Source organism: Paenibacillus sp. 2RAB27, from assembly GCF_052115445.1.
Taxonomy (GTDB): Bacteria; Bacillota; Bacilli; order Paenibacillales; family NBRC-103111; genus Paenibacillus_E.
Window position 1 is genome coordinate 11,252 of the sequence record NZ_JBFRGR010000051.1, and the last position, 24,053, is coordinate 35,304.

The window sequence follows — 24,053 nt, forward strand, 5'->3', positions numbered from 1 at the left end:
GGGCTAATTGCCATGGAAAGTCAAGTAATTGCAAAGAAAAACCATCCAGAAATTGGAGTGATTTTCGATTTTTTACCTTTTATCAGCTAACCATTGCTCAAGTTCGGATAAATCGGCAGGTAGTGGCGCGTTAAATTCGGTCCATTCCCTTGTACCTGGGTGCACAAAGCCTAGTTTAAACGCATGCAGCGCCTGACGATCTAACCGATCACTGGCTTCCAGTTCATCTGCATCGTCCCTATACTGTTCCAGTGTGTACATCTTATCCCCTAACAAAGGATGACCTAAGTGGCGCATATGCACACGAATTTGATGCGTACGCCCCGTTTCGAGCCAAATCCGAACGAGTGCAGCTTTCTCGAATTGTTTCACGACCTCATAATGCGTTACAGCTGCATAACCATCAGAGCGAACGATGCGTACATGAGGCTGCTCAGGATCACGATCAATAGGTTCATTGATCGTCCMTGAAGATGAGGCTACCGTGCCCCAAACGAATGCGAGATACTCTTTTTTCACGAGATGCTGAATCATTTGCTCGGAAATTTGCTGATGTACATAGGGTGTTTTGGCAATGGCGAGGACACCAGAGGTTTCTTGATCCAGCCGATGTATCGGACGGAAACGGCACGTAATCCCCGCTTGCTGCCAGTGATACACGACCCCATTCGCAATCGTATTCACATAATGACCATGCGTTGGATGGACAATGATGCCCGCATCTTTCGCTAAGATAAGCAGATGCTCATCTTCGTGAAGAATATGCAGTGGAAGATCCTGAGGCAGAATATCTTCCGATTGCTCTTCTTCCATTCGAATTTCGACACGGTCGCCAGCCTTCACTTTGATATTGATGTACTGTCTTTCCTCGTTAACTGTAATCCCTCGCTCCGTAAGTTTGATGCGGGATAACAATTTGCGTGAGACCATCAATCTTTTTTGGAGCACCGTTTTGAGGATGAAGCCTTCTTCCTCTGGCGGGACAATGTATACTAATGGTTCATAGTAGCTCATGATTTACGTTTAAACACCTCAGCACTGCGTATATATTCCACATCTGCAATCCCCTCTCGGAAGTTCGCTGTGCGAGCAATCGTGAAGAAAAAGTCCGACAACCGGTTCAAATATCGGCGCACCTCGGGATTAATCTCCTGTGTGCGGGCTAGTGTGACGACAAGACGTTCAGCCCTACGGCAAACTGTACGACAAACATGCAAAGTAGAGGATACAGTCCCGCCTCCAGGCAAAATAAAGCGAGTGATATCTGGCGTTTCGGCATCATATTTATCAATCCAAGCTTCTAACGCATCTACCATATCTGCTGTTACTTTATAAGGACGCAAATCCTGCTTCAACAGCGCAAGATCTGAACCACAATCAAACAGTTCATGCTGAACTTGCAGCAAATCCGCCAATAAATCCGGGTATTTCTGCGGATCCATGAAGCTCATCGCTTGACCTAGAAAGCTATTCAGCTCATCCGTCGTTCCATAGGCCTCGACACGATCATCATCTTTGTCCACACGACCACCAATCACACCGGTTTGGCCTGCATCTCCTGTACGCGTATATATTTTCATCTTAGAACTCCTCCAGCCCTCGTAGGATGTGTTACTTCCATCATCTCATAAACTCGCTCCATATCCAAGTGAGCTCGTACATGGTCAGCTAATCGATCAAATGCCGCTTCTCGGCGTTCCTTATACCGTAGTCCTTGTAAGATTGGGGATAAACCCTTATGCAATCGAATCTGGTTCAACCAAGCTCTACGGAAATCATCATTGTGCAGAATACCATGGATGTAGGTTCCCCACACACGGCCATCTAGTGAGACTGCTCCGTCAGGATGAAGCGAAGTTTCAGTAGGCTCCTCTGAATCGGTGCTTAATTGAGGAGCAATTTGGAAAGGAGGTACGATTTCATGCACATATTGCGTCCGTCCCATATGGATTTCATAACCGTCGATGACCAAATTAGCAGCGAAAAGCGTACTGACGCCTTTCACCCTTACAGTTCGTTTATTCGGCGTGAACACCGTTTCTGTCGGTAGCAGCCCTAAGCCTTCAATCTCAGCATGCTCTGATTCGTACCTTCCTGGATCCGAGAGTGTGACGCCTAGCATTTGATATCCTGCACAAATACCAACGATCCAACCTCTGTCCTCATGAGCAAAAGAAACTAATCGCCCAGCCAGACCCGACTCCTTCAGATAGTGCAAGTCTTCCATCGTATTCTTACTTCCTGGAAGTAAAACGACGTCCGGCTCACCCCATTCAGCTAACGAATCGATGTATCGGAAATGTATGTCGGTTTCTTCTTGCAGCGGATCAAAATCCGTGAAGTTCGAAAGACGAGGCAAGCGAATGACAGCAACGTCCAATTGATCTGGATTTTTCCCTTGATGGTTCGAAGACCTTCTGCTTAGCGTACGTTTGGAATCGAGTGATGCCGAGTCTTCGTCCTCAATACCTAGCTGCTGCAAATAGGGAATGACGCCAAGAACCGGCTTCCCTGTTCGCTCTTCCAGCCAATCCAAGCCAGGCTTCAGCAAGCTGACGTCCCCACGAAATTTATTAATAATAAAGCCTTTCACCCGGTCTCGTTCCTCTGGGGTCAAGATTTCAAGCGTACCCACAATCGAAGCAAAAACCCCGCCACGATCAATATCAGCAACTAGCAGTACTGGTGAATCTGCCCAACCGGCTAGACGCATATTGACAATGTCACGATCTTTTAGATTGACCTCCGCCGGACTTCCTGCTCCTTCTAGAACGACAATGTCATATGCGCTGCGCAAGCGTTCTAAAGCATCTTTCACGATAACTTCGGCTTTTGGCAAATAGGACTCTCTATACGCCCTTGCCTCTAAATCGGCATATGGCTTCCCATGAACAACAACCTGAGCCACCATGTCTTGCTTAGGCTTGAGCAGAATCGGGTTCATATCTGTCGTAGCGACAATTCGGCAAGCATCTGCTTGCACACCTTGCGCCCTGCCAATTTCTTTGCCATCGAATGTAATGTAAGAATTGAGGGACATATTTTGCGATTTAAAAGGCGCTGTCTGCCAGCCGTCCCCCACGAAAATACGGCATAAGGCCGCCGTAAGAATACTTTTGCCAACATCAGAAGCTGTGCCTTGAATCATGAGAACTGCTGACTTTGATTCACTCATGGCCGGTACCTCCGCTCCTTGTTAAATCGTTCATCATACTTCTTAAGGCTTGTAGTAAACGCTCATTATCCTCACGAAGACGAATGGCTACGCGACAATAACGTTCATTCAACCCTTCGAATAACGAAGCATCCCTAATCAGAATGCCTTGGCGACCCATATGCTGTTGAGCCTGTTTCACGCTAATCCCACTCGACACAGGAAATGAAAATAACAAGAAATTCACATCACTTGGCACAACTTCCAAGCCGATATGACTTAATTGCTCGATGAGCCAAGGCCTCTCGATGCGCAACCATTCTCTAGTGGATTGTTCGAACGCATCTTCTTCCAGAACCGCAACCCCCATACGTTGGGCGAGATAATTCACACTCCATTGTACCTGCTGCTGTCGCAGTTGCTGAATAAGATCAGGATGAGCTACCATAAAACCTAAACGAATGCCTGGGATTGAATAAAACTTCGTCATCGAACGGATCACAATTAAGTCTTGGCTGGTTGAAGCAAGTTTCAGCAGCGAATGTTCCGACTCCTGTGGAACAAAATCCATAAAAGCCTCGTCCAGCACGAGCTTACGCCCACTCTGAAGCAGATTGCTTAGTACGTTGCGAGGAATCAGTTTGCCTGTAGGATTATTGGGATGCCCGAGGAAAAACAAGTCAAGCGCTGGCAGTGCTGCTTCAACATCCTGCCATTGTAGTTCGAATTGATGCTGAGGAAGTAGGGGGATATTGGCTAACCTGCCACCCGTTTTGTGAACGGCTTCCTCATACTCGCTAAAAGACGGCCTAGCAAGCCCCGTCGTGCTTGGCTTCACAACACGGATGATCAAATCGATCAGCTCTGCGGCTCCATTTCMGACTAAAATACTCTCCGGATCAATCTCGTACTTCTGRGCTAGTTTTCGGCGAAGCTCACGCACAGCAGGATCGGGATATTTGACAATATCGCGCCAGCTTGTTGTTAGAATCTCTTTGACGACCTCTGGAGGCCCCAGAGGGTTCATATTCGAGCTGTAATCCAGAAACTGTTCCTTCGGCCAATTAAAAGCTTCTTCCGCAGTCCACAGATCGCCTCCGTGTCCATAACGCTCTAACATAATGGTCATTCCTTTCACGAGAAGATGACAGCCCCTACCCTACAGGCCAATGATGATGATGACGGCTAGTAAAAGCACGCTCTCCAGCAGCTCATTTAAAGCGCCATACGTATCTCCGGTAAGTCCACCAAGCTTGCTGCTGATATAAGCGGCAATTCCGCTTCCAACTAGCGTGGTGATGGCCATAAAGCCTAGAACAATGCTCCAGCTCGGTAACGAAATTGGGTTCGCAGTGCAAATACATAGCGTAGTCGTTAATAGGGCTACTACTAAGGATATCGTGACATGCTTGCTGTTAACGCCACGGAACAGACTGCCTAACCCCGAATTCGGCCTTGCGTAAGGCCACATTCGAATGGCTGCAACCATGAACCAACGACTCCATATCGGCACGATGGCCAGTAGAAGAAGCAGACTTCCTCGGTCTCCTGCTTGGTAGGTATCCAGCATAGTATAGATCAAGGAAAATTTTAGTAATAGATGCAGGACACACACAATAACGCCCATTGCACCCACGCGGCTATCCTTCATAATCTCAAGCATTTGCTCGCGGGGACGGTGACTGAGAATTCCATCTGCGGTATCCATTAGGCCATCCAGATGCAGTCCGCCTGTGAGAATGACCCAAATCGCTAGGAGCAGGATGGATGCTGGCATCGTTGGCAGCACATAGGAAAGCCCAGCTCCTGCCACCATGAGAAGCAGTCCGATTACGAAACCAACAAGCGGGTAAAACATGGAGCTGCGCTGAAACACGCGCTCGGTATAATCAATCTGCACCGGAATCGGCAGACGTGTTAGGAATTGAAAGGCGGCTACACAGGCACGCAGCCAGTCCATTAAAAAATGAGTACGACGCATAGGAGTCCTCCCATCGCTAGATAACTGACGCCGTATAGCATCCTCACGGCGTTCACGATATCCCGCTGCGTTCGCGGACGCAGCGGCCAGCCCAGGCGGGCGCGCTCACTCGCCGCGCCGCCATAGACGTTCAGCCCGCCGAGCTCGATCCCGAGTGCCCCGGCTACCGCCGACTCCGGGATCCCGCTGTTCGGGCTGGGGTGTAGATGCGCGAAGCGGCGAATCGCCGCCGCCGCGCGCGGAGCTGAGAGGCCCGGCTTCACCAGGGCCACGAGGATCAGCAGGATCCCGGTGAGCCGCGCCGGGATCCAGTTTAGGGCGTCGTCCCAGCGGGCCGACGCGGTGCCGAAATGACGGTATCTGTCATTTCGGTAGCCGACCATCGAATCCAACGTATTCGATGCCCGGTATACCATCGCCAGCGGCGCACCGCCGATGAGCGCATAGAACAAGGGCGCGATGACCGCGTCCACGATGTTCTCCGCGACCGTCTCCACGACGGCTCGCGTGAGCTCCTCCTCGTGGAGCGCATCCGTATCCCGGCCAACGATGTAGCCGGTATACTTGCGAGCATCCGCGAGATTCCCTTCACGCAGCGGATTGTAGACGAGATACGCGGCATCCTTTAAGCCTTTGATCGCCACCGTCGTGGAGATGAGCCAGGTTGACACCGCATACCCTAACCAAGGATGAATATCGTTTGCGAAATGTACGAGCACAAGTACCACAATAAAACTTAGTGTAATTGTGGAAAGCATGAGCAAGAGGCCCTTCATGCGCAGCCTTGTGCGGTGTTCATCCTCTTCGTTGCTTGATGTGACCTTCCTTGGGTGCAGTCTGTCTTCTACCCAGCGGATCCAGCGTCCAATGAGTATAACCGGATGCGTGGGCCATTTGGGATCACCAATCAGCCAGTCTAATGCAATTGCAGCAGCCGTCATCCAGACGATTTCCTGCCATGTATATATCCACATAAGGGCTTCACCATTCCGTACTTACTTGTCTACAAATTACGGCTACGCTGCCCTCTTAAACGTCTCAAATTGTTTATGAGGACATATAGCCGCCTAATCACATGAAACACAAACATTATTTTTCCACAAAGACTCCTAACACACGGGATTTCAGACGGTATTGGTGTTGTTTATTGATTTGAGGGTCGCGTAGGCTGCACATTTGTATTAAATGGAAAATATACAGCTATTTATGAGAAATTTCTTTAAAAACTCGATTTAACTGTAAAATATGTCGTTAAATTCACCTTTTTTTGTTCATATTGGGTAAATGTACAAAATTAACTGCAGTTTTTCCATTTATTCATAATACGCTCGAAAAATCCCCAAATATAACTGTATAAAATCCATCTATTTGCCTCTGGCCCACCGTATATTTACGATACTTCCAGCTTCAACCTCTTTCAAGTGATTCAGCAATGCCATCCCTATATGTCTACTTCTACAACTACTCTCTTTCCACTTAACCCGAACCACAAACTTATAATTTAGATGTCAAAATAAACGGCTACTCGTCTTTCAAGGACGGAAGATTATATAGAGAAATATTGCCAACTTATTATGTGTAACATATAAATTCTTTACAAATAAGCTCTACTTTTTAATTCGATCGGGATACCGACCGTAACCAGAAAAACTTGCTGACAGACTTCAGCCACACGCTGATTCATCCGTCCAGCCAAATCTCTGAATTGACGGCCAAGCGGGTATTCAGGCACAATACCGTCGCCCACTTCATTCGTAACTAAAATAAGTTGTCCACTGTAGGAGGACACGGCATCCACTAACTCGTCAATTTGATGGGATACGAGTTGAACTGCATTGCTCTCCTGCTCGTAGTAGAGCAGCCAGTTCGTCAGCCATAGCGTCAGGCAGTCTACTAACACCACAGCACCCTCGCAGCTCTCCTGAAGCTGCGTGAGACAGTCTCGCAGCGCATATGGCTCCTCCCGAGTTTCCCAAGGGAAACCCGAGTGAATCCTCATCTGCTGGTGCTGACCCACCCGCTCCCTCATTTCCTCATCGTAGATGTGGGAGGTCGCAATGTAAATCCCCCGCTGGCAGCGATGCATGGCCAGCTTCTCCGCGAAGGAGCTCTTGCCGCTGCGCGCGCCGCCCGTTACCAGAACCGCCATCGTGTTCGCCTCCTTCTCTCTGCCTATTACTCCCTCGAAACGCCTGCGCTTTCGAAGGTCGCCATTTCCGTCATGATCTTGCCTGCGGCATCGATCAAGTTGAACACAAGCACTGCGCCTGTGCCTTCACCGAGTCGCATATCCATCTGCAGCATCGCTGCGAGGCCAACTGACTCGAGCACCTTCGCATGTCCCTGCTCCTGCGATAAGTGCGAGGCGAGCATGTAGGACGCGCTTAGCGGGGCTAATCGGCTCGCCACGAGTGCTGCGGTCGACGAAATAAAGCCGTCGACAACAACCGGGCAGCGATGCTTCGCTGCGCCCAGAATCACCCCAACAAGACCGGCGATTTCCAATCCGCCGACCTTACTCAACACCTCAAGCGCGTAATCACCGCTTGAGCCTTCTTCTGCACTTGCACTTGCACTTGCACTTGCACTTGAACTTGCACTCGCACCTGCACTCGAACCTGCCCCACGCCCAAGCAACCCATTCACATCCAACGCCGTTTTCACAACCGACTGCTTATGCAGCCAAGTTGCATCGTCAATGCCGGTTCCACGACCTACAGCAATACTAGCGTCTAATCCCGTCAGTGCGCATAAGATTGCTGCGCTCGCCGTCGTATTGCCAATCCCCATTTCACCCGTAGCGAAAAGTCGGTACCCTTTTGCCACCAAATCGTCCACTATTTCACTGCCAGCTACAATCGCTTGCGTCGTCTCCTCCAAGGTAAGAGCCGCTTCCTTCGCCATGTTGCGCGTGCCTTTTCTAACTTTGCGAGAGACAAGATTGGGATGCTCTAAATCCGCATTAACCCCCATATCTACACAAACAACATCAGCTCCAGCATGTCTAGCAAGGACATTAACAGCAGCCCCGCCATACAGGAAATTGAGCACCATTTGCGGTGTCACTGCCGCCGGGAAGGCACTGATGCCTTCCTCACAAACACCATGATCACCAGCCATGACAATAACCGCTTTTTTCTCAAAAGTCGGCATGACTTCACCTGTAATCCCAGCGACTTGGCGTGCGATATCCTCAAGCTTACCCAAGCTTCCTTGCGGCTTCGTCAACTGATTCAAATGGTCATTGGCTTGAAGAGCCACCTCTTGATGGATAGGTTCAATCGCGTTAATCAAGTTATGTAAATTGTTCATTATCGTCTTCCTCCAGCCTTCATTAATTCCCAGGTTGTAATAAAATCTGTGGAACATCACTTACCGGGTGTTTCAGTACAATCGGCTCTGTTCCATATACTTCAGCTATTTGTGTACTTGTCATAATTTCTGCAGGTGTTCCGATGGCGGTTACTCGCCCCTCATGTACGATCATCAATCTCGTGCAATACTGCGCTGCTAAATTCAAATCATGCAGAACAGCTATAACCGTTAGTTCCGACTCCTGCTGCCAAGAACGAATATAATCCATCATCTGAATTTGATAACCGATATCTAGAAAAGTAGTCGGCTCATCGAGCATGAGCAAGCTTGGCTGCTGAGCCATCACCTTGGCAAGTGCAACACGCTGCCGCTCCCCACCACTTAGTCGCTCAATCGTGCGATCTACGAGCCCTTCCAACTCAAGCTTTGTGATAATGGCATCAATAAGTCCATCCGATTCAGACGTATCTTCCCCTAGCCAATTTTGGAACGGGTAGCGTCCCATCTCCACGACTTCAGTAACCGTGAAGCCAACAGGCGGCAATGCATCTTGCTGAAGTACAGCGAGCCATTTGGCCAATTCTTTGCGCGAATACGATGATACCTTTTTTCCTTTTAAAAGCACATGGCCATGCATGACCGGATCCATGCCGGATAAGAGTCGCAGTAATGTAGATTTCCCGCTGCCATTCGGACCAATGATCCCAAAAAACTCCCCTTGCTCGACCTCGAAGCTTATATTATCCAACACTTGTTGTTCTCGAAAGCTCTGAAAGAGCCCCTCCACTTGAATCATCGTGATCAACCTCTTAACGTTTTCTTATCTTTATGGAGCAGATAGGCAAAAAACGGTGCACCCAGAAACGCCGTAATCACTCCCAGAGGAATTTCCGTAGGACTTAGGAGAGTTCGAGCTAATGTGTCCGCCCATAACACATAAATACCACCGCAGATCGCGGATAAAGGAATGATTAGTCGATAATCCGGACCAACCAACAGTCGCACCAAGTGCGGTACGATCAGCCCAACAAAGCCAACCACCCCTGCGACAGACACGGCAGCAGCCGTGATCAACGTCGAAGCGATGAGTACGATCAGTTTCGTACGCTCAACATGAACACCGAGATGTGCAGCCTGACGCTCTCCTAATGCCAGCAGGTTTAATGATCTCGCATAGCTTAGCAGAATCACTATACCGATTAGTAGATAAGGTAAAATCATATACGTATATGCCCATCCACGCATCGATAGACTGCCCATGAGCCAGAAAATAATTTCATTCACCGTTTGGTTCGAAATCGAAACTAAGAACGATACAAACGCCCCTAGAAAGGCTTGCATCACAACGCCGGATAGAATCAGCGTTTCCATCTTTAGCTTCCCATCAATCATCGCTAGCTTCAAGACCAAGAAGAGGGAAATAAGCCCCGTCGCGAAAGCCACAATGGGGATCGACCATTGCCCGAACCAAGCGAACTGCAGCCCGAAATAAATAAGAACTGCAGCCCCAACAGAAGCTCCTGAAGATACGCCCAACGAGTAAGGATCGGCAAGCGGATTGCGCAGAACCCCTTGGAAACCAGCACCAGCTATGGAGAGTACAGCCCCTACAAGAATACCCAGTAACATGCGAGGGATTCTTACTTTATTAATGATTTGTTCCGAAGATTGCGGCCAGTTCACCTCGATATGACTTCCTATCCAAGGAAGATGCTTCGCTAGAATCCCCACGATTTGTGAAAGTGGAAGCTGTGCCGACCCGATGGATAAACTCACCACAATAGAAAGAAGAAGGAGTAGAACGCCTACTCCTCCTCCAAACATCAATTTTCTTTTCATTATTTCACCAATTCAGGATAGATCCCTTTCGCCATTTCCAGTAGTCCATCCGTCAGTCTCGGACCTGGGCGGCTTACGGAGTTCTGGTCAAGACCTATCACACGTTTATTTTTCACGGCGTCAATCGCATCCCACCCACCGCGCGTACGAATAATTTCTTCTAACGGCTTCTTGCTCTTGATATCAACAATCCCGTTTGCGAATAAGATCACGTTCGGGTTCTGTTGAATGATTTTCTCTTCACTGATTTCATACCAGCCTGCTTTATCCGCAGCAACATTAATCCCCCCAGATAGGGTAATTAATTCATCCATGAACACACCGCTTCCTACGGTCCAGCCTGGGGCAAATTCCATATACACTTTTTTCTTATTCTCTTGCTTCACATCTTTTACAGCATCGACAACTTTCTGACGATCCGCTTTCATTTTAGCGACAACTTTCTCCGCTTGTTCTTGATGATCGGTAATCAGTCCAAACGTTTGAATATTATTGATCGCATCATCAAGTGTTTTGGGATCTACTTTAAACACGTTAATGTTCATCGCACGCAAGTCATCCACTGTTTTAGCATTCATGGAAACACCAGTGATAACAATATTCGCATTCGTAGCAATGACTGCCTCCATATTGGGCTTCGTAATGCTGCCTAGCTTCGGCTTCGATTTTGCTGCTTCCGGATAATCGTCATAATCCGATACACCGACAATATTCGCTTCTAGTCCAATCGCAAACAGCGATTCTGTCTCTGCTGGCGAGACCGACGCGATTCGTTCTGGCGCTTTGTCGAACGTAAACTCTTTACCTGTCACATCTTTTACTTTCAATGGATACGTCGTTTTCTTCGCAGCGGCAGGAGTTGCCGACGTTACGGGTGCCTTCGTCCCCGCACCACCTAGTTTCGATGGATCCGTAATTTCTGTTTCCTTCTTCGCACATGCCGCTAACGAGATCGCGGTCGCAACCGCTAATGTTAAGATAAGACCCCTTTTGAAATTGCTCTGTTTCATCACTTTAGCCCTCTTTTCCTTATTTTCAATTTACAGCCAAAAAAAGTCCCCTTGTTCACTAGGAACGAAGGAGACGATAAATCGCGGTATATGGCAACGAACTTTCGTGCGCTGCTTCCTGATTTAACGCGATCCTTTTCCTCGAAKGATGTTGTATCGGCACTATAGGCAGGTATTCTGACTCTCCAGACTTTCACAAGACTGAATTACAGTGGCGGGACCGTGCCGGATTTTAACCGGCTTCCCCTGAACTAATAATGTTCCATTTGGAATATTACCAGTACCTACAGTTGCAAATTATACATTGAAGCTATTTGTTGATTATAGATGTTCGCTTATTTTTGCGCAATAATTTGGATAACTTTCAACGCCTCGTCCATTTTCGGAGCATTCTGAGGAATGAACGCATATAGTCCTTTACCTTCAAAGCCTTGCTCTTTCATCCATTTGTTTCCAGTAAGTGGAATGCCGTACAGATGCTTCTCCGCGGCCTTACCTTCTTCTTTGATCTCGATAACCCCATCTGGATAATCCTTAGGGTTGATGATGTTATCCAATGAAACGAATCCTGCTTGGTTGCTCAAGCCTTTGAACTGCTCTTCTCCCAAGATGAAGATCCCGTTACCACCAGCAGCAAGCTCAACAATCATTTTTTCCAATGAAAAAATAGGTGATGTATTCAGCTTCACTGTAGGAATTTCGCCTACCTTGGATTTCAGAGATACTTCCAGCTTCTCCGCTGCTTCACTTGGAAACCCGTTAGGTCCCATCATAAATACCGATACATCTGCCTTCGGTCCACCACAAGCTGTAAGCATTAATATCATTCCTAGCATGACAACGAATAACCATTTTGCTTTCATGTGTATGTATTTCCCTCCGTCAAGTACTCTCTCTTTATCGATAGTCGCCAGAAAAGTCGGTTTTCACCGACTTTTCTTTCCAGATGTCATATATTCATTTATTTTTTGATCCAGTATCGTACTTAATTCAACTACCGCATCAGATGTCATTTCTCGACCTTCCATGACCATCTGTTCCATTTTACGTCTCAATGTATGGATCTCTTCTTCAAGTAAAGCTAGGGAATTTTGCTTCTTGGCATTTCTGGTCAGCCAACGCTGTCCGAACTCTTGCTCGCGAATTTGAAATTGCTTCTGAAAGTTAGTAAGCTGATATTCCATAAAAGCCATGCTCATCCCTCCTTACTCTTAGAATACCAGTTTTCGTCTCCTATGAACATATGAATTTACAAAGAATATTATAATTTCCGTAAGAAATTACCGATTCTCTCTAATGCTTCATTCAGTTGGGAAACACTATAGGCATAAGAGCATCGTAGAAAACCTTCTCCACCTAAACCAAATACATCACCAGGCACTGCAGCTACCTTAGACTCATACAAAAGTCGTTGTGCGAATTCATCCGAAGTTAATCCTGTTGCCACAATGCTAGGGAACGCATAGAATGCGCCTTGTGGTTCATGGCATTCAAGTCCGACTTCACGGAAGCCTTTGACAACTAATCGTCTCCGTTGATTATAGGATTCAATCATCCGGTCTTTCTCTTCCAAGCCATTCGTCAACGCTTCATGTGCAGCTACTTGCCCCATGACAGGTGCACACATGACCGTATATTGGTGAATCTTGGTCATAGCTGAGATAAGCTCTCTGTGACCGCAAGCATACCCCATCCGCCAGCCTGTCATTGCGAAAGCTTTGGAGAATCCGCTAACGAGAATCGTCCGATCCTGCATCCCAGGAACTGCTGCGAAACTCACATGCTTCTGGCCGTACGTCAATTCCGCATAAATTTCATCGGATATGACAATCAGATCATGCTCTTCAACAACTTTGGCAATCGGGAGCCAATCTTCATACGTCATAATGCCGCCAGTTGGATTACTAGGATAGCATAGAATTAATATTTTGGATTTTGGCGTAATCGCATCGCGAAGTGCCTTTTCCGTCAATTTAAACTGATCCTTCGCAAAAGTTTCGATACCCACTGGCACACCACCACTAATGGCCGTGATTGGCGAGTAAGAAATATAACAAGGCTCAGGAATCAGAATCTCATCCCCAGGTGTAATAAGTGAACGCAGCGCTAGATCAATAGCTTCACTGCCGCCTACCGTTACAAGCACCTCGTTCGAAGGCTCATATTTCACTTTAAAGGATGTATACAAATAGTTTGCAATCGCTTCGCGGAGCTCAGGAATACCAGAGTTTGGCGTATATTTCGTTCTGCCGCGCTCCAAGGAATGTACAGCTGCTTCACGAACGTGCCAAGGTGTGGAAAAGTCAGGTTCGCCAACACCTAGTGAGATGATGTCCTCTTTACTATTGCTTACGAGATCAAAAAACTTCCGAATCCCAGAAGGCTTCATTTCACGTACCGCAGGAGCGAGGTAGTCCTGCATCGATTTTTTGCTTGATTGAATCGTAGTCTCATCCTTGATCATAGCGCTACCTCTCCCTTACGGCGAAACAAGCATTCGGTGATCATCTTCCTGATCTTCGAAAATAATGCCGTCTTGTTTGTATTTTTTCAAAATAAAATTCGTTTTCGTAGAAAGCACACGGTCGATTGGCGATAACTTGTTGGAAACGAATGAAGCCACCTGTTTGAGCGAGCTCCCCTCAATCTCAACGAGCAAGTCATACGCGCCAGACATGAGATACACCGATTTGACTTCCGGATATAAATAGATCCGTTCCGCAATCGCATCAAACCCGCGCCCGCGCTCCGGCGTAATTTGCACTTCAATTAGGGCGGTAACCTTTTCGTCATCTACTTTGCTCCAGTTCACGACTGTCGCGTATTTGACAATGACCTTATCCGCTTCCATCTCGCTTATCGCTCGCGCAACTTCGGCCTCCGCCGTTCCTAACATGGTGGCGATCAGATCCGCGCTCCTGCGGGCGTCTTCCTTTAGTAAATCGAGAATTTTAAGCTTCAAAGTATCCATGGTTAAACCTACCTTTCTGAGATATGTTTCATTCATCCATTCATCTTACAATGAATTGCTGTCCTAATTCAATTACTGATCGCGGAAGAAAGGCAGAATATTTATCTATATTCGAAAATTCCACTAGAATTGGCAAAATAAAAAGCCACTGGATAACCATCCAAGTGACTCTAGCGCCCCTTTCCACCTCGTACACGGGTTAAAAGAGATCCATACTTAAATATCGTTCACCTGTATCTGGTGCAATGCAAAGCACTCGCTTTCCTGCTCCGAGCTTTCTTGCAATTTGCATCCCCGTCCATACTGAGGCTCCAGCCGAAGGACCGACAAGGATGCCTTCCTTGCTCGCCAAATCCCTCATCGTTTGGATGGCATCCTCATCCGCCACTTGCACGATCTCATCGTAGACGCTTGTGTTCAAAATAGCCGGAACAAAGCCTGGACTTGTCCCCACGAGCTTATGTGGCCCTGGGCTTCCACCAGACAGTACTGGTGACCCCTTTGGCTCCACTACATAAATCTGGATATTCGGCAAATGCTCCCGAAGCACTTCACCAGTCCCCGTAATCGTACCTCCAGTTCCTGAGGTAGCAACGAAAGCATCTAACCGGCCCTCCATTTGCTGCAAAATTTCAGGTGCAGTCGTAATGCGATGAATGCTCGGATTCGCTGGATTCTCAAACTGCTGTGGGATAAAGCTTCCGGGGATTTGATCCCGTAACTCCACAGCCTTAGCAATTGCACCTGGCATCCGTAATGCGGCTGGCGTTAGAACAACGTCGGCGCCGTATGCTTTCAGGATATTTATGCGTTCCTTGCTCATATTGTCCGGCATAATCAAGATAGCCTTATAGCCCTTGGCAGCCGCGTTCATCGCTAGTCCGATCCCCGTATTTCCGCTTGTAGGCTCAATGATAGTTGCACCTGGCTGAAGTTGTCCTGACTTCTCAGCCTGATCAATGAGATTCCATGCAGCCCGGTCCTTTACGCTCCCGCTCGGATTGAAATACTCCAACTTTACATACAGCTCAGCAGCTTCCGGTTCCAATATGCGATTGACGCGCACCGCGGGGGTATCTCCGATCAGCTCTGTGATGCTATTCACCATTTTTGGCGGCATTGGTGCCCCCTCCTTATCCCATACTCATGCTACTCACATTTTCAGCCTGAAACCTAGCCGCTGTCAAGACTTGGCTGCCGGCAGCTGGTTTCGAATAAATACCCATGAGAAGAAAGTGGAGCTTCCGATGACGAGTAACAGCACATTGATGACAAGGGGCTCTTTACTCCAAGAAATAACACATATAAATATAAGCACGCCACATACGCGCCCCACATTCAGCGATAACTCACGCAAAACAATGTACTCTTCCCGTTGTTTGGCACTTTCATCATCCGATCCAATCAAATCAAACACTGCGGACACCATTGGAATCGAGTACATGGGAAAAAAGAGTGCAGAACCAATCCCGAATATCAGCAAGGTGCTGAACGACATTTTCCAAAAAAATGGCAAGATCACGAGAACAACCATCACCGAGCCGATGAACATACTCTTTTTACGAAAAGAAGGTCGAATGAAGCGCCCTGCTGCCCAGAAGCTAACTAACGCTACGGATGAAGTAATTAGAGCGAAATTACCTAAACTTGCTTCACTTGAAGTCGATATGTACACGAGTAATCCAATCATAAATCCAAATACACCTTCTCGCACGCCTTGAAAAAGTAAAGCCAGACTTACTCGCTTCCAAGGTGTTTGAGGTTGCCTAAGGATCCGCAGCGGCAAGAGCCACTCGTAAGTGCCACTCAATTTCCGTTTCTTCAGAAAAAAACTAACCACAACGCCTAGTAGAAATATGCCTAACGAGATAGAGAAGATGAGACGATATCCTGCTCCGTCCCCTAATGAAACGATGAGTAAACCTGAAATCCACGGAGCAATAATCCCTGCACCAGCACCTAATAGGCCAACCCAACCATTAAATCGATCGCGATTATCTGGATCTGTCACTTCAAAGTAAACGACGTTGAAAGCTATCCAGAATAAGCCTACAGAGATTCCTTGGACCATACCCAACCAAACGAAGTAATGGACACTGCTAGTCCCCATCCAGAGCACCAGCATGTAAAAACACGCTGATATGGATACACCAATACGCAAACAATTCATTTTATTGTGTTCTTTCACCCACTTTCCGGCTAACCAAAAAGTAATAGCCATCGTCAAATGGGTCGTTAAGGTGAACCAACCGATTAAAGTAAAGTCGTTTTTGGCTTTCCATAGATAAACACCGACGAATGTACCTGATAAGGCATTGGCTCCGCCGAATAGTGCATGAACAACGAGCAGAAGGATCGCTTGAGCGTCCAGCTTCCCTTTGCTTTTCACATTCGTTTGATTCGTTTGCATATTCCTCCTCCTAACTAAGACCGAATATGGGCTCTTGTTAAGCTTCCCCTTTGGAGTGAAAATATGACCAATTCATGCAAAAAAACCGAATCCACGAGGACTCGGTTCCATTTTCAACGATCTTATTCTGATTTGATGCGTTCAACCATCAGCAATCGGTCCGTATCTGAGAGCACTTTCTCAACTCGGAAGCAAGATGGACACACATAAACATCCGTCGTGAAAGGGCCTGTTAAGAACGCACTCCCCAACGTTTTGGGAATAGTGGGGGTGAAGGAAGCTCCGCTTGTCACTTCAGTTCCAGCTAGGAGCAAGAATTCATGACAACTCGAGCACTCTGGTGCTTCTTCCTGCTCGTCTGTTAATTGTTGTACCTTCTCGCCATACTTATCAAGCGGCTCATCGGAATCATCCCAAGCCAATGATAAATCCTCATCGGATTCGGCATATTCTTGCTCATTGAAACGAAGTTTCTGCCCTGTCTGCTTAACCTTCAAATCAATGCTGCGGTAATCATTCAATTCATTAAAACAGTGTGGACACTCATCCTCTGGCCCAATTTCGGGATCCCATACGATCTCGGTTTGGCACCACGGACATACAACTTCTTCATTGCTACTCATTGCTAAATCCTCCAGCTAATTGCATCTATGCATATTTCCATACATAATAAACCCCTGCCGCTACAAACACAAGCGCAATAGCAAACAAGGTTCCCCACAGGTATTTCATTGTTCAAGCCTCCAAGACTATGCAAAATAAACGGCTGCATCGTCCTTTTAGGACGGATGCGTTTATCAAGAAATATAGCCGAATTATTAAGTGAAACAATACATTCTATATTTTATGATACTAAGTTACGCAAGCTCCAACCACATAGGATAAGGAGACAGACAACGTTAAGGATAAGAAACCTACCGCACGATTATCCTTCTTAATTTCCTCATCAATTTTGAAATAAGGCGTTAGGAACTCAAAGATAAAGTAGGCAACCAACAACAGCACGAAGCCATATCCGGCCCAAACGAGAGAGTGAATCATGGTGTCATTGTTTAAAATGGCGAAACGGAACAAATTGCAAATCCCAAAAATTTTCCCACCAGTAGCCATGGCAACCGATAGATTTCCTTTTTTAATTTCAGCCCAATCATCATACTTTGTGACCATTTCGAAGATGGTAAGGAAAACAACAAGCGCGACCACTGCTACAGCAAAAAAAGCAAGCGTTGCTAAATACGGATTACTTAACAAGACATCCACCTCTTCGTTCATATCATCTCCTGCCTTCCTTTACACAAGTAGAGAGACTCGAACTCCATCCCTTATTCCCTATATATGGTAGTAGAGACTGAGTATGACTCAGTCTCTCGCAGGTACAACTAGTATAACATTAGGATTGTTTTTTTTCAGCAAGCTTAGCTTTCATTGCAGCCAATTCATCGTTAATTGCACTGCTACTTGAGCCTAAACCATCAAGCTCATCGTCCAAGCTGCGGTTTTTGGCACGAATTTCTCCGCTTGCTTGTGCTTCTGCTTCCATTTGCAACACTTTTTCGCTCATGCGATCGAAGCCTTTAGCCGCATTGTCTGTACCAAACCCAGACATTGCTTGGTTGATTTGTTTTTGTGCTTTCGCAGTTTCTGCGCGAGCAATTAACAAATCCTTTTTGTTTTTCATTTTATTGAACTCGTCTTTCATCTCTGTCAATTGTGCACGAAGTTGATCCGCATTCGTTTTGGCTAGATCGTATTGACGTTTCAATTCATCATAACGACCTTGGTGCTCTTTCTTATCTTCCAGTGCGCGGCGGGCCAAATCTTCATTCCCTGCTTCCAGGGCTTTCATAGCCTGCTCTGTACGTTTTGTAACCATCTCTTCGGACTCTTCAAATTGTAGTTTAAATTTCTTTTCGATAGCAATTTGTTTCGCAACTGCCGCCTCAGCTTCCAAAATATCTTCTTCCATATCGCGTAAAAACTGATTTAACATTTTGACAGGATCTTCTGCCTTATCCAATAAATCATTAATTGAAGCCATTGTCATATCACGAAGTCTTTTGAAAATTCCCATCTAAAATTCCTCCTAAGGTTTAATACTCTTTTATATCTATTTCATACGCATTACCGAAGAATGAGTTTCAAAAAGGATCAAAAATTTATAAGTTATTTCAATTCGACAACTGTAACCCCGGCTCCGCCTTCATTGTAATTACCCATCCGATAGCTTTTCACGTGTCTATGTCGACGCAAATATTCTTGCATCCCCGTTCTAAGCACACCTGTGCCTTTACCATGAATCAAATACACTTGGCCAAAATTACTCAAGAAGGATTCATCTAAGAAGCGGTCTGCCTCAATCAAAGCCTCTTCCATATTCATGCCGCGCATATCCAATTCCATTTTGACATTATCATCGCGCGTTCGCTTCAGCGTCGTGGCCACTTTCTGCGGTTGCTTTGACTGAGGCGCATTGCCAGTTTTCTCAAGGTTGGATAACTGAACTTTCATTTTCATAATACCCATTTGAACATTGGCTTCGGTTGTTCCTACAAGCTCAACAACGTGACCTTTCTGTCCTAATGAAATCACCCTGACTTCATCCCCTGCTTCAATTTGCTCAGGACGCTTCTTCAAAGCACGCACTTGCTTGCTGCGCAGTTCTGGTGTCGCTTGATCCAGACGTCGCTTCGCCTCAACTAGCTTGTGATCCTTGACCCCTCCGGCTTCTTCCAATGCCATGCGACGCAGGTCCGCGATAACCTCGTCAGCTTCGCGGCGAGCTTTGATAACGGCTTCGCGTGCATCGCGCTCCGCTTTTTCGAGCAGTTTATCACGTTGCTCGTCGAATTTAAGCTGCTGCGCCTCCAGCGATTTGCGCATCGCTTCAGCTTCTTTGCGCAGCTCTTCCGCAGCATAACGCTCAGATTCTGCGATCAGGCGATTCTCCTCGAGGGATGCTATCATCGACTCTACGCGCTGATCTTCCTCTCCTACCTGCGTGCGCGCATGTTCAATAATGCGACGGGACAACCCAAGTCGCTCAGCAATAGCAAACGCATTACTTCGCCCAGGAACACCGACTAACAGGCGATATGTAGGGCTAAGCGTTTGAATATCAAACTCCATGCTAGCGTTAATCGTGCCTTGCTTTTGATAAGCATACGCCTTCAATTCGGAATAATGCGTAGTTGCAATAATGCGGCAGCCAATTTGATGAATGTAGTCCAAAATTGAAATCGCAAGTGCGGATCCTTCAGCAGGATCGGTACCTGCGCCTAGCTCATCCAGTAATACTAAGCTCTTCGGTGTCATATCGCGTAAAATGCTTATGATATTCGTCATATGACTGGAAAACGTACTTAAGTTTTGCTCAATACTTTGTTCATCGCCAATATCCGCATAAATGGCATCGAATACGCAAAGCTGCGTCCCTTCTTCGGCGGGTACAAACAGTCCAGACATCGCCATCAGACTCAGAAGGCCAACAGTTTTAAGAGAAACCGTCTTACCGCCTGTATTCGGGCCTGTGACGATAATTTGTGAGTAATCATTGCCTAACTCCAGATCGAGTGGCACAACGGCATCCGCCGCGATCAGCGGGTGTCTTCCTCTTTTAATCTTAATAAAGCCTCTATCATTCAACCTTGGCATTGTCGCCTTTAATTCTCTAGCTAAACCTGCTTTGGCAAAAGTAAAATCAAGCTCTGCCAATTGATCCACATCCAAAACAAGTACTTCCACTTGTTCAGCAACTAGCTCAGTCAACGCCCGCAGAATTTTCTCGATCTCAGCTTCTTCTTTAAATTTGAGTTCACGAATTTTATTATTTAATTGCACGATAGCATCTGGTTCGATATAGAGAGTCGCACCAGAAGCCGATTGATCATGAATCATACCGCCAAAGCTGGAACGATACTCTGATTTCACAGGAATAACGAATCGGTCATTCCGAATCGTAATGAGCACATCCTGCAGCATCTTTTGGACAGAAGAGTTACGAATCATTTGTTCCAATCTTTCGCGAACTCTACCTTCACCTGTGCGAAGCTCACTTCGAACTCGCCCTAGTTCAGGGCTAGCTCCATCCACAACTACTGCATTCTCATCGATGCAGCTATTGATTTTATCTTCTAGTTGTTTGTTTTCAGTCAACAACTCCACTTGTGCCTTTAACATAGGGATGGAATATTCCTCATGGGCAGCAAGTACAAATCGCTTCAATCTTCGCGATCCAAACATCGTGGTTGAAATCTCCAGCAACTCTGTTGGATTTAACATGCCACCAATTCTAGCTCTATGCAGAGGCGCACGAATATCTCGGATGCCTCCGAAAGGTGCATTACCTTTTAACCTCTCTACATTTACCGCTTCATCAGTAGCTTGTAGGCGAAGCTTAACGAGTTCGAAATCCCCTTTAGGCTCCAGCTTCTCTGCTGTCTCTTTACCTAAAGATGTCGAAGCATGATGAGCTACTTTATGTAAAATCTTCTGATATTCTAATGTTTTTATTATTTTCGGATTCAATGTTCCAACCTCTTTTCTCTAACCTATATTATAAACCAAATAGATCCTGATTAGCTACGGAGACAATGATTATATGGAAGTTACTGCCCCCATAATTATTACAAAGTTGGTTACACTAAGTTGTGCATCTATTCCTCTGCCAAAAGGAACTGCAAATCATCACAATCAAAGCATTCAGCTMAAAAAATCGTTTTTTTGTCAAATGGTTCCATACCATGACAGAAAGAAGGAGGTTCACGACATGCATCTTCTTGGACATCTGGTAAGGTTTATTGTTTCAGCTTTGGTTTTAATGTTTGTAAGCTGGTTAGTCCCTGGATTTAAAGTCGGTGGTTTCTGGAGTGCATTTTTCTTGGCGCTCGTTATCGCAATCGCGGCTTGGATCATTGAAGGAATCTTCGGCAAACAAATCACTCCATTTGGCAGAGGTCTCGTAGGTTTCATTGTGAGCGCATTAGTCATTTGGGCCGCTCAATTTATTGTGACCAATGTGTCTACGAGCATGATAGGTGCCATTTTAGCTGCTTTAGTCATTGGGATCATCGACCTATTCATTCCTGTAAAAACCCCTTTCGAACAAGGGCTCACAGGCAGAGAAGATCGTCGATAAACTTGTCAGTTTCCATAACTGATAGCTAAGGTAAAGCCAAAAAAAAGATCGGCCTGCAGCGTTCTCACTCGCCGGGCCGATCTTTTCTTTGTGGTTTCACCAGTTTGTCACTGTAATTTGGAAATAGGTCGTGTACAATAATGAGGATATTATTATGTATACGGAGGGGTACCCATGAAAAAACTTACAATTCTTATGATGGGACTAGCAGTACTTATTGCCATCACAGCATGTGGAAACAAAGACTCCAAAACAACACCAACTACTACAACGTCAGCTGCAACTACGGCAGCCACAGCTTCACCAACCGCTACTACGAAAGCTGCAGCAGGTGGACAAGAAGTTGTATTAAAAGCTACAAATTTTCAATTTGATAAAACCGAATATCGCATCAAAAAAGGCGAGTCTGTCACAATCACACTCGACAATTCCCAAGGTATTCACGGAGCATCCATTAAAGAGTTTAACATCAACCTCAACAATGGAAATAAAACCGTTACCTTTACACCAGATAAAACAGGATCATTTCCTATCACTTGCTCCATCATGTGCGGATCTGGCCATGCGAATATGAAAACAACGCTTATCGTTGAATAATTACTAGTTCTTACTCAAATAACCTTTTCACGACTTCTGTGATCAGGTTTTTCTTTATTTTCAGACGACTTGAAAATATCGTAAAAAATGCGGATACAAAAACACAGATATACACGCATGCATCCACTTTTTAATCATATCTTCTTCGGCATATTTAACGTTTCTAGAAGTCCTAAACAGGAAGCTTGCTAAAATACTCGTATTCTTCTTAACTCTAATGTTTTTCTCTTCACTCTTTGGTTGCTCAAAATTGTCTGCTATAGACTCTGCAGTAAGCTTTTCTGTCTTAGGCTTCCCCAAACGGGCATATTGCTTGTGTAAGGCTAATTGAATTTTATCAAGTATCAACTTAGCAGTCCGATAGTTCACACTAAGCAAATTTGCAAAAGATGGGATCGAATAGGTCAATTCATCTTGAATCAATATTCGAATGGCTTTGAACCAGAGTAATAAAGGTAACTTCGATTTATGCATGACAGTACCAGCAGTAATAGATATTTGAGTCCGGCACTCCTTACATTCAAGTAAACTACGTGTTTTCACTTTATAAAATGAATTATGATCACATCTCGGACAAGAGAACCCATTTGCCCAGCGACTTCTCATTAAGAACTGCTCACACTCTTCCTCTGATTGGAAAGCATTACTCATTGAACCTATTAGATGCATTTCCATATCAGATCCACCCCATTATTAGAACTTGTGTTCCCATATGTATTATATCGAACATTTGTTTCCATGCAAAGAAAAAAATGTTTATTTTGGCGAGAGTACTCTGGATTATTATCTTTTCTGAGATACCTACAATTGATTGCTATTGTCTACTTGTTCAAGCTAATTATGTTACAACACTCGCGGCGCATCGTATGGGGAGGAGATCTGTAAACAGCTTCGAATGGCAGTGAACCTTACTTTAAGGACGAAGTGGACTCGAGTTAGATTTCATTGTGTACTGATTTTTGTAGGAATGGAATTCTTTCAGGGCAGAGTAAGTGACGTGGGTTCGAATTAGATCGCCTAATTTCTTAACCGTTTTGTTAATAAATCGAATTATTTTAGGTGAAGTAGTAGTGATGCGGGTTCGGGTTCGAGTTGGACTGACTCATTGTTTACCTGATTTGTGTGGGAGTGGAATTCTTTGACGATGGAGTAGTGGTGCGGGCTCGATTTCGATTGACTCATTGTTTACCTGATTTATGTGGGAATAGAATTCTTATAGGGCGGAGTAGCAATGCACCTCGATTTCGATTGACTCATTGTATTCATAAATTGGATCCGAAATATTGTACAGAAGGTTCCTAAAAGTCATTTCTGAGATTGTGAAAGTGTTAACTATTTGGGGGAATCGGCTAATTTTGAAATTGTAGATACTTCAGAAAAAATATTTTGCGATGTAGTTGCCCCACGGCAGGCCTACCCATGCTACTTGAACCTCAACCTCTCACTCTACACCTCCCCCTCTTCTCGCTTCTCGCTTCTCTCTTCTCTCTACTCTTATCTCTCATTCCTCACTCCTCATCCCTTATCCCTTATCCCTTATCCCTTATCCCTTATCCCTTATCCCTTATCCCTTATCCCTTATCCCTTATCCCTTATCCCTTATCCCTTATCCCTTATCCCTTATCCCTTATCCCTTATCCCT

At 45.8% G+C, this 24,053-nt stretch carries 24 protein-coding genes and 1 riboswitch; of the genes, 2 read left to right on the forward strand and 22 right to left on the reverse strand.

The window, feature by feature from the left end:
* Nucleotides 1–72: 72 nt before the first annotated feature.
* From AB4114_RS33145 to AB4114_RS33245, 21 genes are all read right to left on the reverse strand, one after another.
* Complete coding sequence (locus AB4114_RS33145; protein WP_441992236.1) at nt 73–1,014, reverse strand: RluA family pseudouridine synthase; 942 nt, start codon at nt 1,012–1,014, stop codon at nt 73–75.
* Nucleotides 1,011–1,580 carry a cob(I)yrinic acid a,c-diamide adenosyltransferase gene (locus AB4114_RS33150; protein WP_441992237.1) on the reverse strand — a complete coding sequence of 190 codons (570 nt, stop codon included), beginning with the start codon at nt 1,578–1,580 and terminating at the stop codon, nt 1,011–1,013. The genes AB4114_RS33145 and AB4114_RS33150 overlap by 4 nt, the downstream gene beginning before the upstream one ends.
* Nucleotides 1,577–3,175, reverse strand: a complete 1,599-nt coding sequence (locus tag AB4114_RS33155) for a cobyric acid synthase (protein ID WP_441992238.1) — start codon at nt 3,173–3,175, stop codon at nt 1,577–1,579. The genes AB4114_RS33150 and AB4114_RS33155 overlap by 4 nt, the downstream gene beginning before the upstream one ends.
* Nucleotides 3,168–4,274, reverse strand: coding sequence for a threonine-phosphate decarboxylase CobD (cobD, locus tag AB4114_RS33160; RefSeq protein WP_441992239.1), 1,107 nt, complete (start codon nt 4,272–4,274; stop codon nt 3,168–3,170). Before cobD ends, AB4114_RS33155 begins: the two co-directional genes overlap by 8 nt.
* A gap of 39 nt (nt 4,275–4,313) precedes the next feature.
* The gene (gene cobS, locus AB4114_RS33165) at nt 4,314–5,135 is read right to left on the reverse strand and encodes an adenosylcobinamide-GDP ribazoletransferase (protein ID WP_441992240.1); all 822 of its coding nucleotides are present in this window, start codon (nt 5,133–5,135) and stop codon (nt 4,314–4,316) included.
* Complete coding sequence (cbiB, locus tag AB4114_RS33170; protein WP_441992241.1) at nt 5,114–6,076, reverse strand: adenosylcobinamide-phosphate synthase CbiB; 963 nt, start codon at nt 6,074–6,076, stop codon at nt 5,114–5,116. Before cbiB ends, cobS begins: the two co-directional genes overlap by 22 nt.
* A 653-nt stretch (nt 6,077–6,729) precedes the next feature.
* The gene (cobU, locus tag AB4114_RS33175) at nt 6,730–7,284 is read right to left on the reverse strand and encodes a bifunctional adenosylcobinamide kinase/adenosylcobinamide-phosphate guanylyltransferase (protein ID WP_441992242.1); all 555 of its coding nucleotides are present in this window, start codon (nt 7,282–7,284) and stop codon (nt 6,730–6,732) included.
* Between the two features lie 26 nt (nt 7,285–7,310).
* Complete coding sequence (locus AB4114_RS33180; protein WP_441992243.1) at nt 7,311–8,447, reverse strand: nicotinate-nucleotide--dimethylbenzimidazole phosphoribosyltransferase; 1,137 nt, start codon at nt 8,445–8,447, stop codon at nt 7,311–7,313.
* A 22-nt stretch (nt 8,448–8,469) separates the two neighbouring features.
* Nucleotides 8,470–9,246: a heme ABC transporter ATP-binding protein gene (locus tag AB4114_RS33185; RefSeq protein ID WP_441992244.1), complete on the reverse strand. Its 777-nt coding sequence runs from the start codon at nt 9,244–9,246 to the stop codon at nt 8,470–8,472.
* Between the two features lie 5 nt (nt 9,247–9,251).
* A complete protein-coding gene (locus tag AB4114_RS33190; RefSeq protein ID WP_441992245.1) occupies nt 9,252–10,289 on the reverse strand; it encodes a FecCD family ABC transporter permease in 1,038 nt (345 codons plus the stop codon).
* Nucleotides 10,289–11,299 (reverse strand): ABC transporter substrate-binding protein, encoded by a 1,011-nt coding sequence (locus tag AB4114_RS33195; RefSeq protein ID WP_441992246.1) that lies wholly within the window; start codon nt 11,297–11,299, stop codon nt 10,289–10,291. The genes AB4114_RS33190 and AB4114_RS33195 overlap by 1 nt, the downstream gene beginning before the upstream one ends.
* A gap of 150 nt (nt 11,300–11,449) precedes the next feature.
* Nucleotides 11,450–11,602, reverse strand: a riboswitch (cobalamin riboswitch).
* 32 nt (nt 11,603–11,634) lie between these two features.
* Entirely contained in the window at nt 11,635–12,162 is a 528-nt protein-coding gene (locus tag AB4114_RS33200; protein WP_441992247.1) for a hypothetical protein, read from the reverse strand.
* Between the two features lie 63 nt (nt 12,163–12,225).
* On the reverse strand, nt 12,226–12,492 hold the full coding sequence (locus tag AB4114_RS33205; protein WP_441992248.1) for an aspartyl-phosphate phosphatase Spo0E family protein: 267 nt from the start codon (nt 12,490–12,492) through the stop codon (nt 12,226–12,228).
* A gap of 68 nt (nt 12,493–12,560) precedes the next feature.
* Nucleotides 12,561–13,763, reverse strand: a complete 1,203-nt coding sequence (locus tag AB4114_RS33210; protein ID WP_171630067.1) for an aminotransferase class I/II-fold pyridoxal phosphate-dependent enzyme — start codon at nt 13,761–13,763, stop codon at nt 12,561–12,563.
* 15 nt (nt 13,764–13,778) lie between these two features.
* A complete protein-coding gene (locus AB4114_RS33215) occupies nt 13,779–14,270 on the reverse strand; it encodes an Lrp/AsnC family transcriptional regulator (protein ID WP_056609404.1) in 492 nt (163 codons plus the stop codon).
* A gap of 199 nt (nt 14,271–14,469) precedes the next feature.
* The gene (gene cysK, locus AB4114_RS33220) at nt 14,470–15,390 is read right to left on the reverse strand and encodes a cysteine synthase A (RefSeq protein WP_441992249.1); all 921 of its coding nucleotides are present in this window, start codon (nt 15,388–15,390) and stop codon (nt 14,470–14,472) included.
* Between the two features lie 63 nt (nt 15,391–15,453).
* The gene (locus AB4114_RS33225) at nt 15,454–16,680 is read right to left on the reverse strand and encodes an MFS transporter (RefSeq protein WP_441992250.1); all 1,227 of its coding nucleotides are present in this window, start codon (nt 16,678–16,680) and stop codon (nt 15,454–15,456) included.
* Between the two features lie 122 nt (nt 16,681–16,802).
* Entirely contained in the window at nt 16,803–17,303 is a 501-nt protein-coding gene (locus tag AB4114_RS33230; protein WP_056609397.1) for a hypothetical protein, read from the reverse strand.
* Between the two features lie 229 nt (nt 17,304–17,532).
* Nucleotides 17,533–17,952, reverse strand: coding sequence for a DUF350 domain-containing protein (locus tag AB4114_RS33235; protein WP_056609395.1), 420 nt, complete (start codon nt 17,950–17,952; stop codon nt 17,533–17,535).
* Nucleotides 17,953–18,070: 118 nt separating this feature from the next.
* Entirely contained in the window at nt 18,071–18,751 is a 681-nt protein-coding gene (locus AB4114_RS33240; protein ID WP_441992251.1) for a PspA/IM30 family protein, read from the reverse strand.
* Between the two features lie 92 nt (nt 18,752–18,843).
* On the reverse strand, nt 18,844–21,204 hold the full coding sequence (locus tag AB4114_RS33245) for an endonuclease MutS2 (RefSeq protein ID WP_441992252.1): 2,361 nt from the start codon (nt 21,202–21,204) through the stop codon (nt 18,844–18,846).
* Nucleotides 21,205–21,445: 241 nt separating this feature from the next.
* On the opposite strand from AB4114_RS33245, the gene AB4114_RS33250 reads away from it, so the two are divergent.
* Nucleotides 21,446–21,814: a phage holin family protein gene (locus AB4114_RS33250; RefSeq protein WP_057315456.1), complete on the forward strand. Its 369-nt coding sequence runs from the start codon at nt 21,446–21,448 to the stop codon at nt 21,812–21,814.
* Between the two features lie 174 nt (nt 21,815–21,988).
* Nucleotides 21,989–22,411, forward strand: a complete 423-nt coding sequence (locus AB4114_RS33255; protein ID WP_441992253.1) for a hypothetical protein — start codon at nt 21,989–21,991, stop codon at nt 22,409–22,411.
* 60 nt (nt 22,412–22,471) lie between these two features.
* Here the strand turns inward: AB4114_RS33255 and AB4114_RS33260 are convergent, their stop codons facing one another.
* On the reverse strand, nt 22,472–23,086 hold the full coding sequence (locus tag AB4114_RS33260; protein ID WP_441992254.1) for a transposase: 615 nt from the start codon (nt 23,084–23,086) through the stop codon (nt 22,472–22,474).
* Nucleotides 23,087–24,053 lie beyond the last annotated feature (967 nt).

What these genes read in the sequence shown, in the direction of transcription:
- AB4114_RS33150 (WP_441992237.1), bottom strand. Translation starts at nt 1,580, where the DNA reads ATGAAAATATATACGCGTACAGGAGATGCAGGCCAAACCGGTGTGATT.
- AB4114_RS33155 (WP_441992238.1), bottom strand. Translation starts at nt 3,175, where the DNA reads ATGAGTGAATCAAAGTCAGCAGTTCTCATGATTCAAGGCACAGCTTCT.
- cobS (WP_441992240.1), bottom strand. Translation starts at nt 5,135, where the DNA reads ATGCGTCGTACTCATTTTTTAATGGACTGGCTGCGTGCCTGTGTAGCC.
- cbiB (WP_441992241.1), bottom strand. Translation starts at nt 6,076, where the DNA reads ATGACGGCTGCTGCAATTGCATTAGACTGGCTGATTGGTGATCCCAAA.
- cobU (WP_441992242.1), bottom strand. Translation starts at nt 7,284, where the DNA reads ATGGCGGTTCTGGTAACGGGCGGCGCGCGCAGCGGCAAGAGCTCCTTC.
- AB4114_RS33180 (WP_441992243.1), bottom strand. Translation starts at nt 8,447, where the DNA reads ATGAACAATTTACATAACTTGATTAACGCGATTGAACCTATCCATCAA.
- AB4114_RS33185 (WP_441992244.1), bottom strand. Translation starts at nt 9,246, where the DNA reads ATGATTCAAGTGGAGGGGCTCTTTCAGAGCTTTCGAGAACAACAAGTG.
- AB4114_RS33190 (WP_441992245.1), bottom strand. Translation starts at nt 10,289, where the DNA reads ATGAAAAGAAAATTGATGTTTGGAGGAGGAGTAGGCGTTCTACTCCTT.
- AB4114_RS33195 (WP_441992246.1), bottom strand. Translation starts at nt 11,299, where the DNA reads ATGAAACAGAGCAATTTCAAAAGGGGTCTTATCTTAACATTAGCGGTT.
- AB4114_RS33200 (WP_441992247.1), bottom strand. Translation starts at nt 12,162, where the DNA reads ATGAAAGCAAAATGGTTATTCGTTGTCATGCTAGGAATGATATTAATG.
- AB4114_RS33205 (WP_441992248.1), bottom strand. Translation starts at nt 12,492, where the DNA reads ATGGCTTTTATGGAATATCAGCTTACTAACTTTCAGAAGCAATTTCAA.
- AB4114_RS33210 (WP_171630067.1), bottom strand. Translation starts at nt 13,763, where the DNA reads ATGATCAAGGATGAGACTACGATTCAATCAAGCAAAAAATCGATGCAG.
- AB4114_RS33215 (WP_056609404.1), bottom strand. Translation starts at nt 14,270, where the DNA reads ATGGATACTTTGAAGCTTAAAATTCTCGATTTACTAAAGGAAGACGCC.
- cysK (WP_441992249.1), bottom strand. Translation starts at nt 15,390, where the DNA reads ATGCCGCCAAAAATGGTGAATAGCATCACAGAGCTGATCGGAGATACC.
- AB4114_RS33225 (WP_441992250.1), bottom strand. Translation starts at nt 16,680, where the DNA reads ATGCAAACGAATCAAACGAATGTGAAAAGCAAAGGGAAGCTGGACGCT.
- AB4114_RS33230 (WP_056609397.1), bottom strand. Translation starts at nt 17,303, where the DNA reads ATGAGTAGCAATGAAGAAGTTGTATGTCCGTGGTGCCAAACCGAGATC.
- AB4114_RS33235 (WP_056609395.1), bottom strand. Translation starts at nt 17,952, where the DNA reads ATGAACGAAGAGGTGGATGTCTTGTTAAGTAATCCGTATTTAGCAACG.
- AB4114_RS33240 (WP_441992251.1), bottom strand. Translation starts at nt 18,751, where the DNA reads ATGGGAATTTTCAAAAGACTTCGTGATATGACAATGGCTTCAATTAAT.
- AB4114_RS33250 (WP_057315456.1), top strand. Translation starts at nt 21,446, where the DNA reads ATGCATCTTCTTGGACATCTGGTAAGGTTTATTGTTTCAGCTTTGGTT.
- AB4114_RS33255 (WP_441992253.1), top strand. Translation starts at nt 21,989, where the DNA reads ATGAAAAAACTTACAATTCTTATGATGGGACTAGCAGTACTTATTGCC.
- AB4114_RS33260 (WP_441992254.1), bottom strand. Translation starts at nt 23,086, where the DNA reads ATGGAAATGCATCTAATAGGTTCAATGAGTAATGCTTTCCAATCAGAG.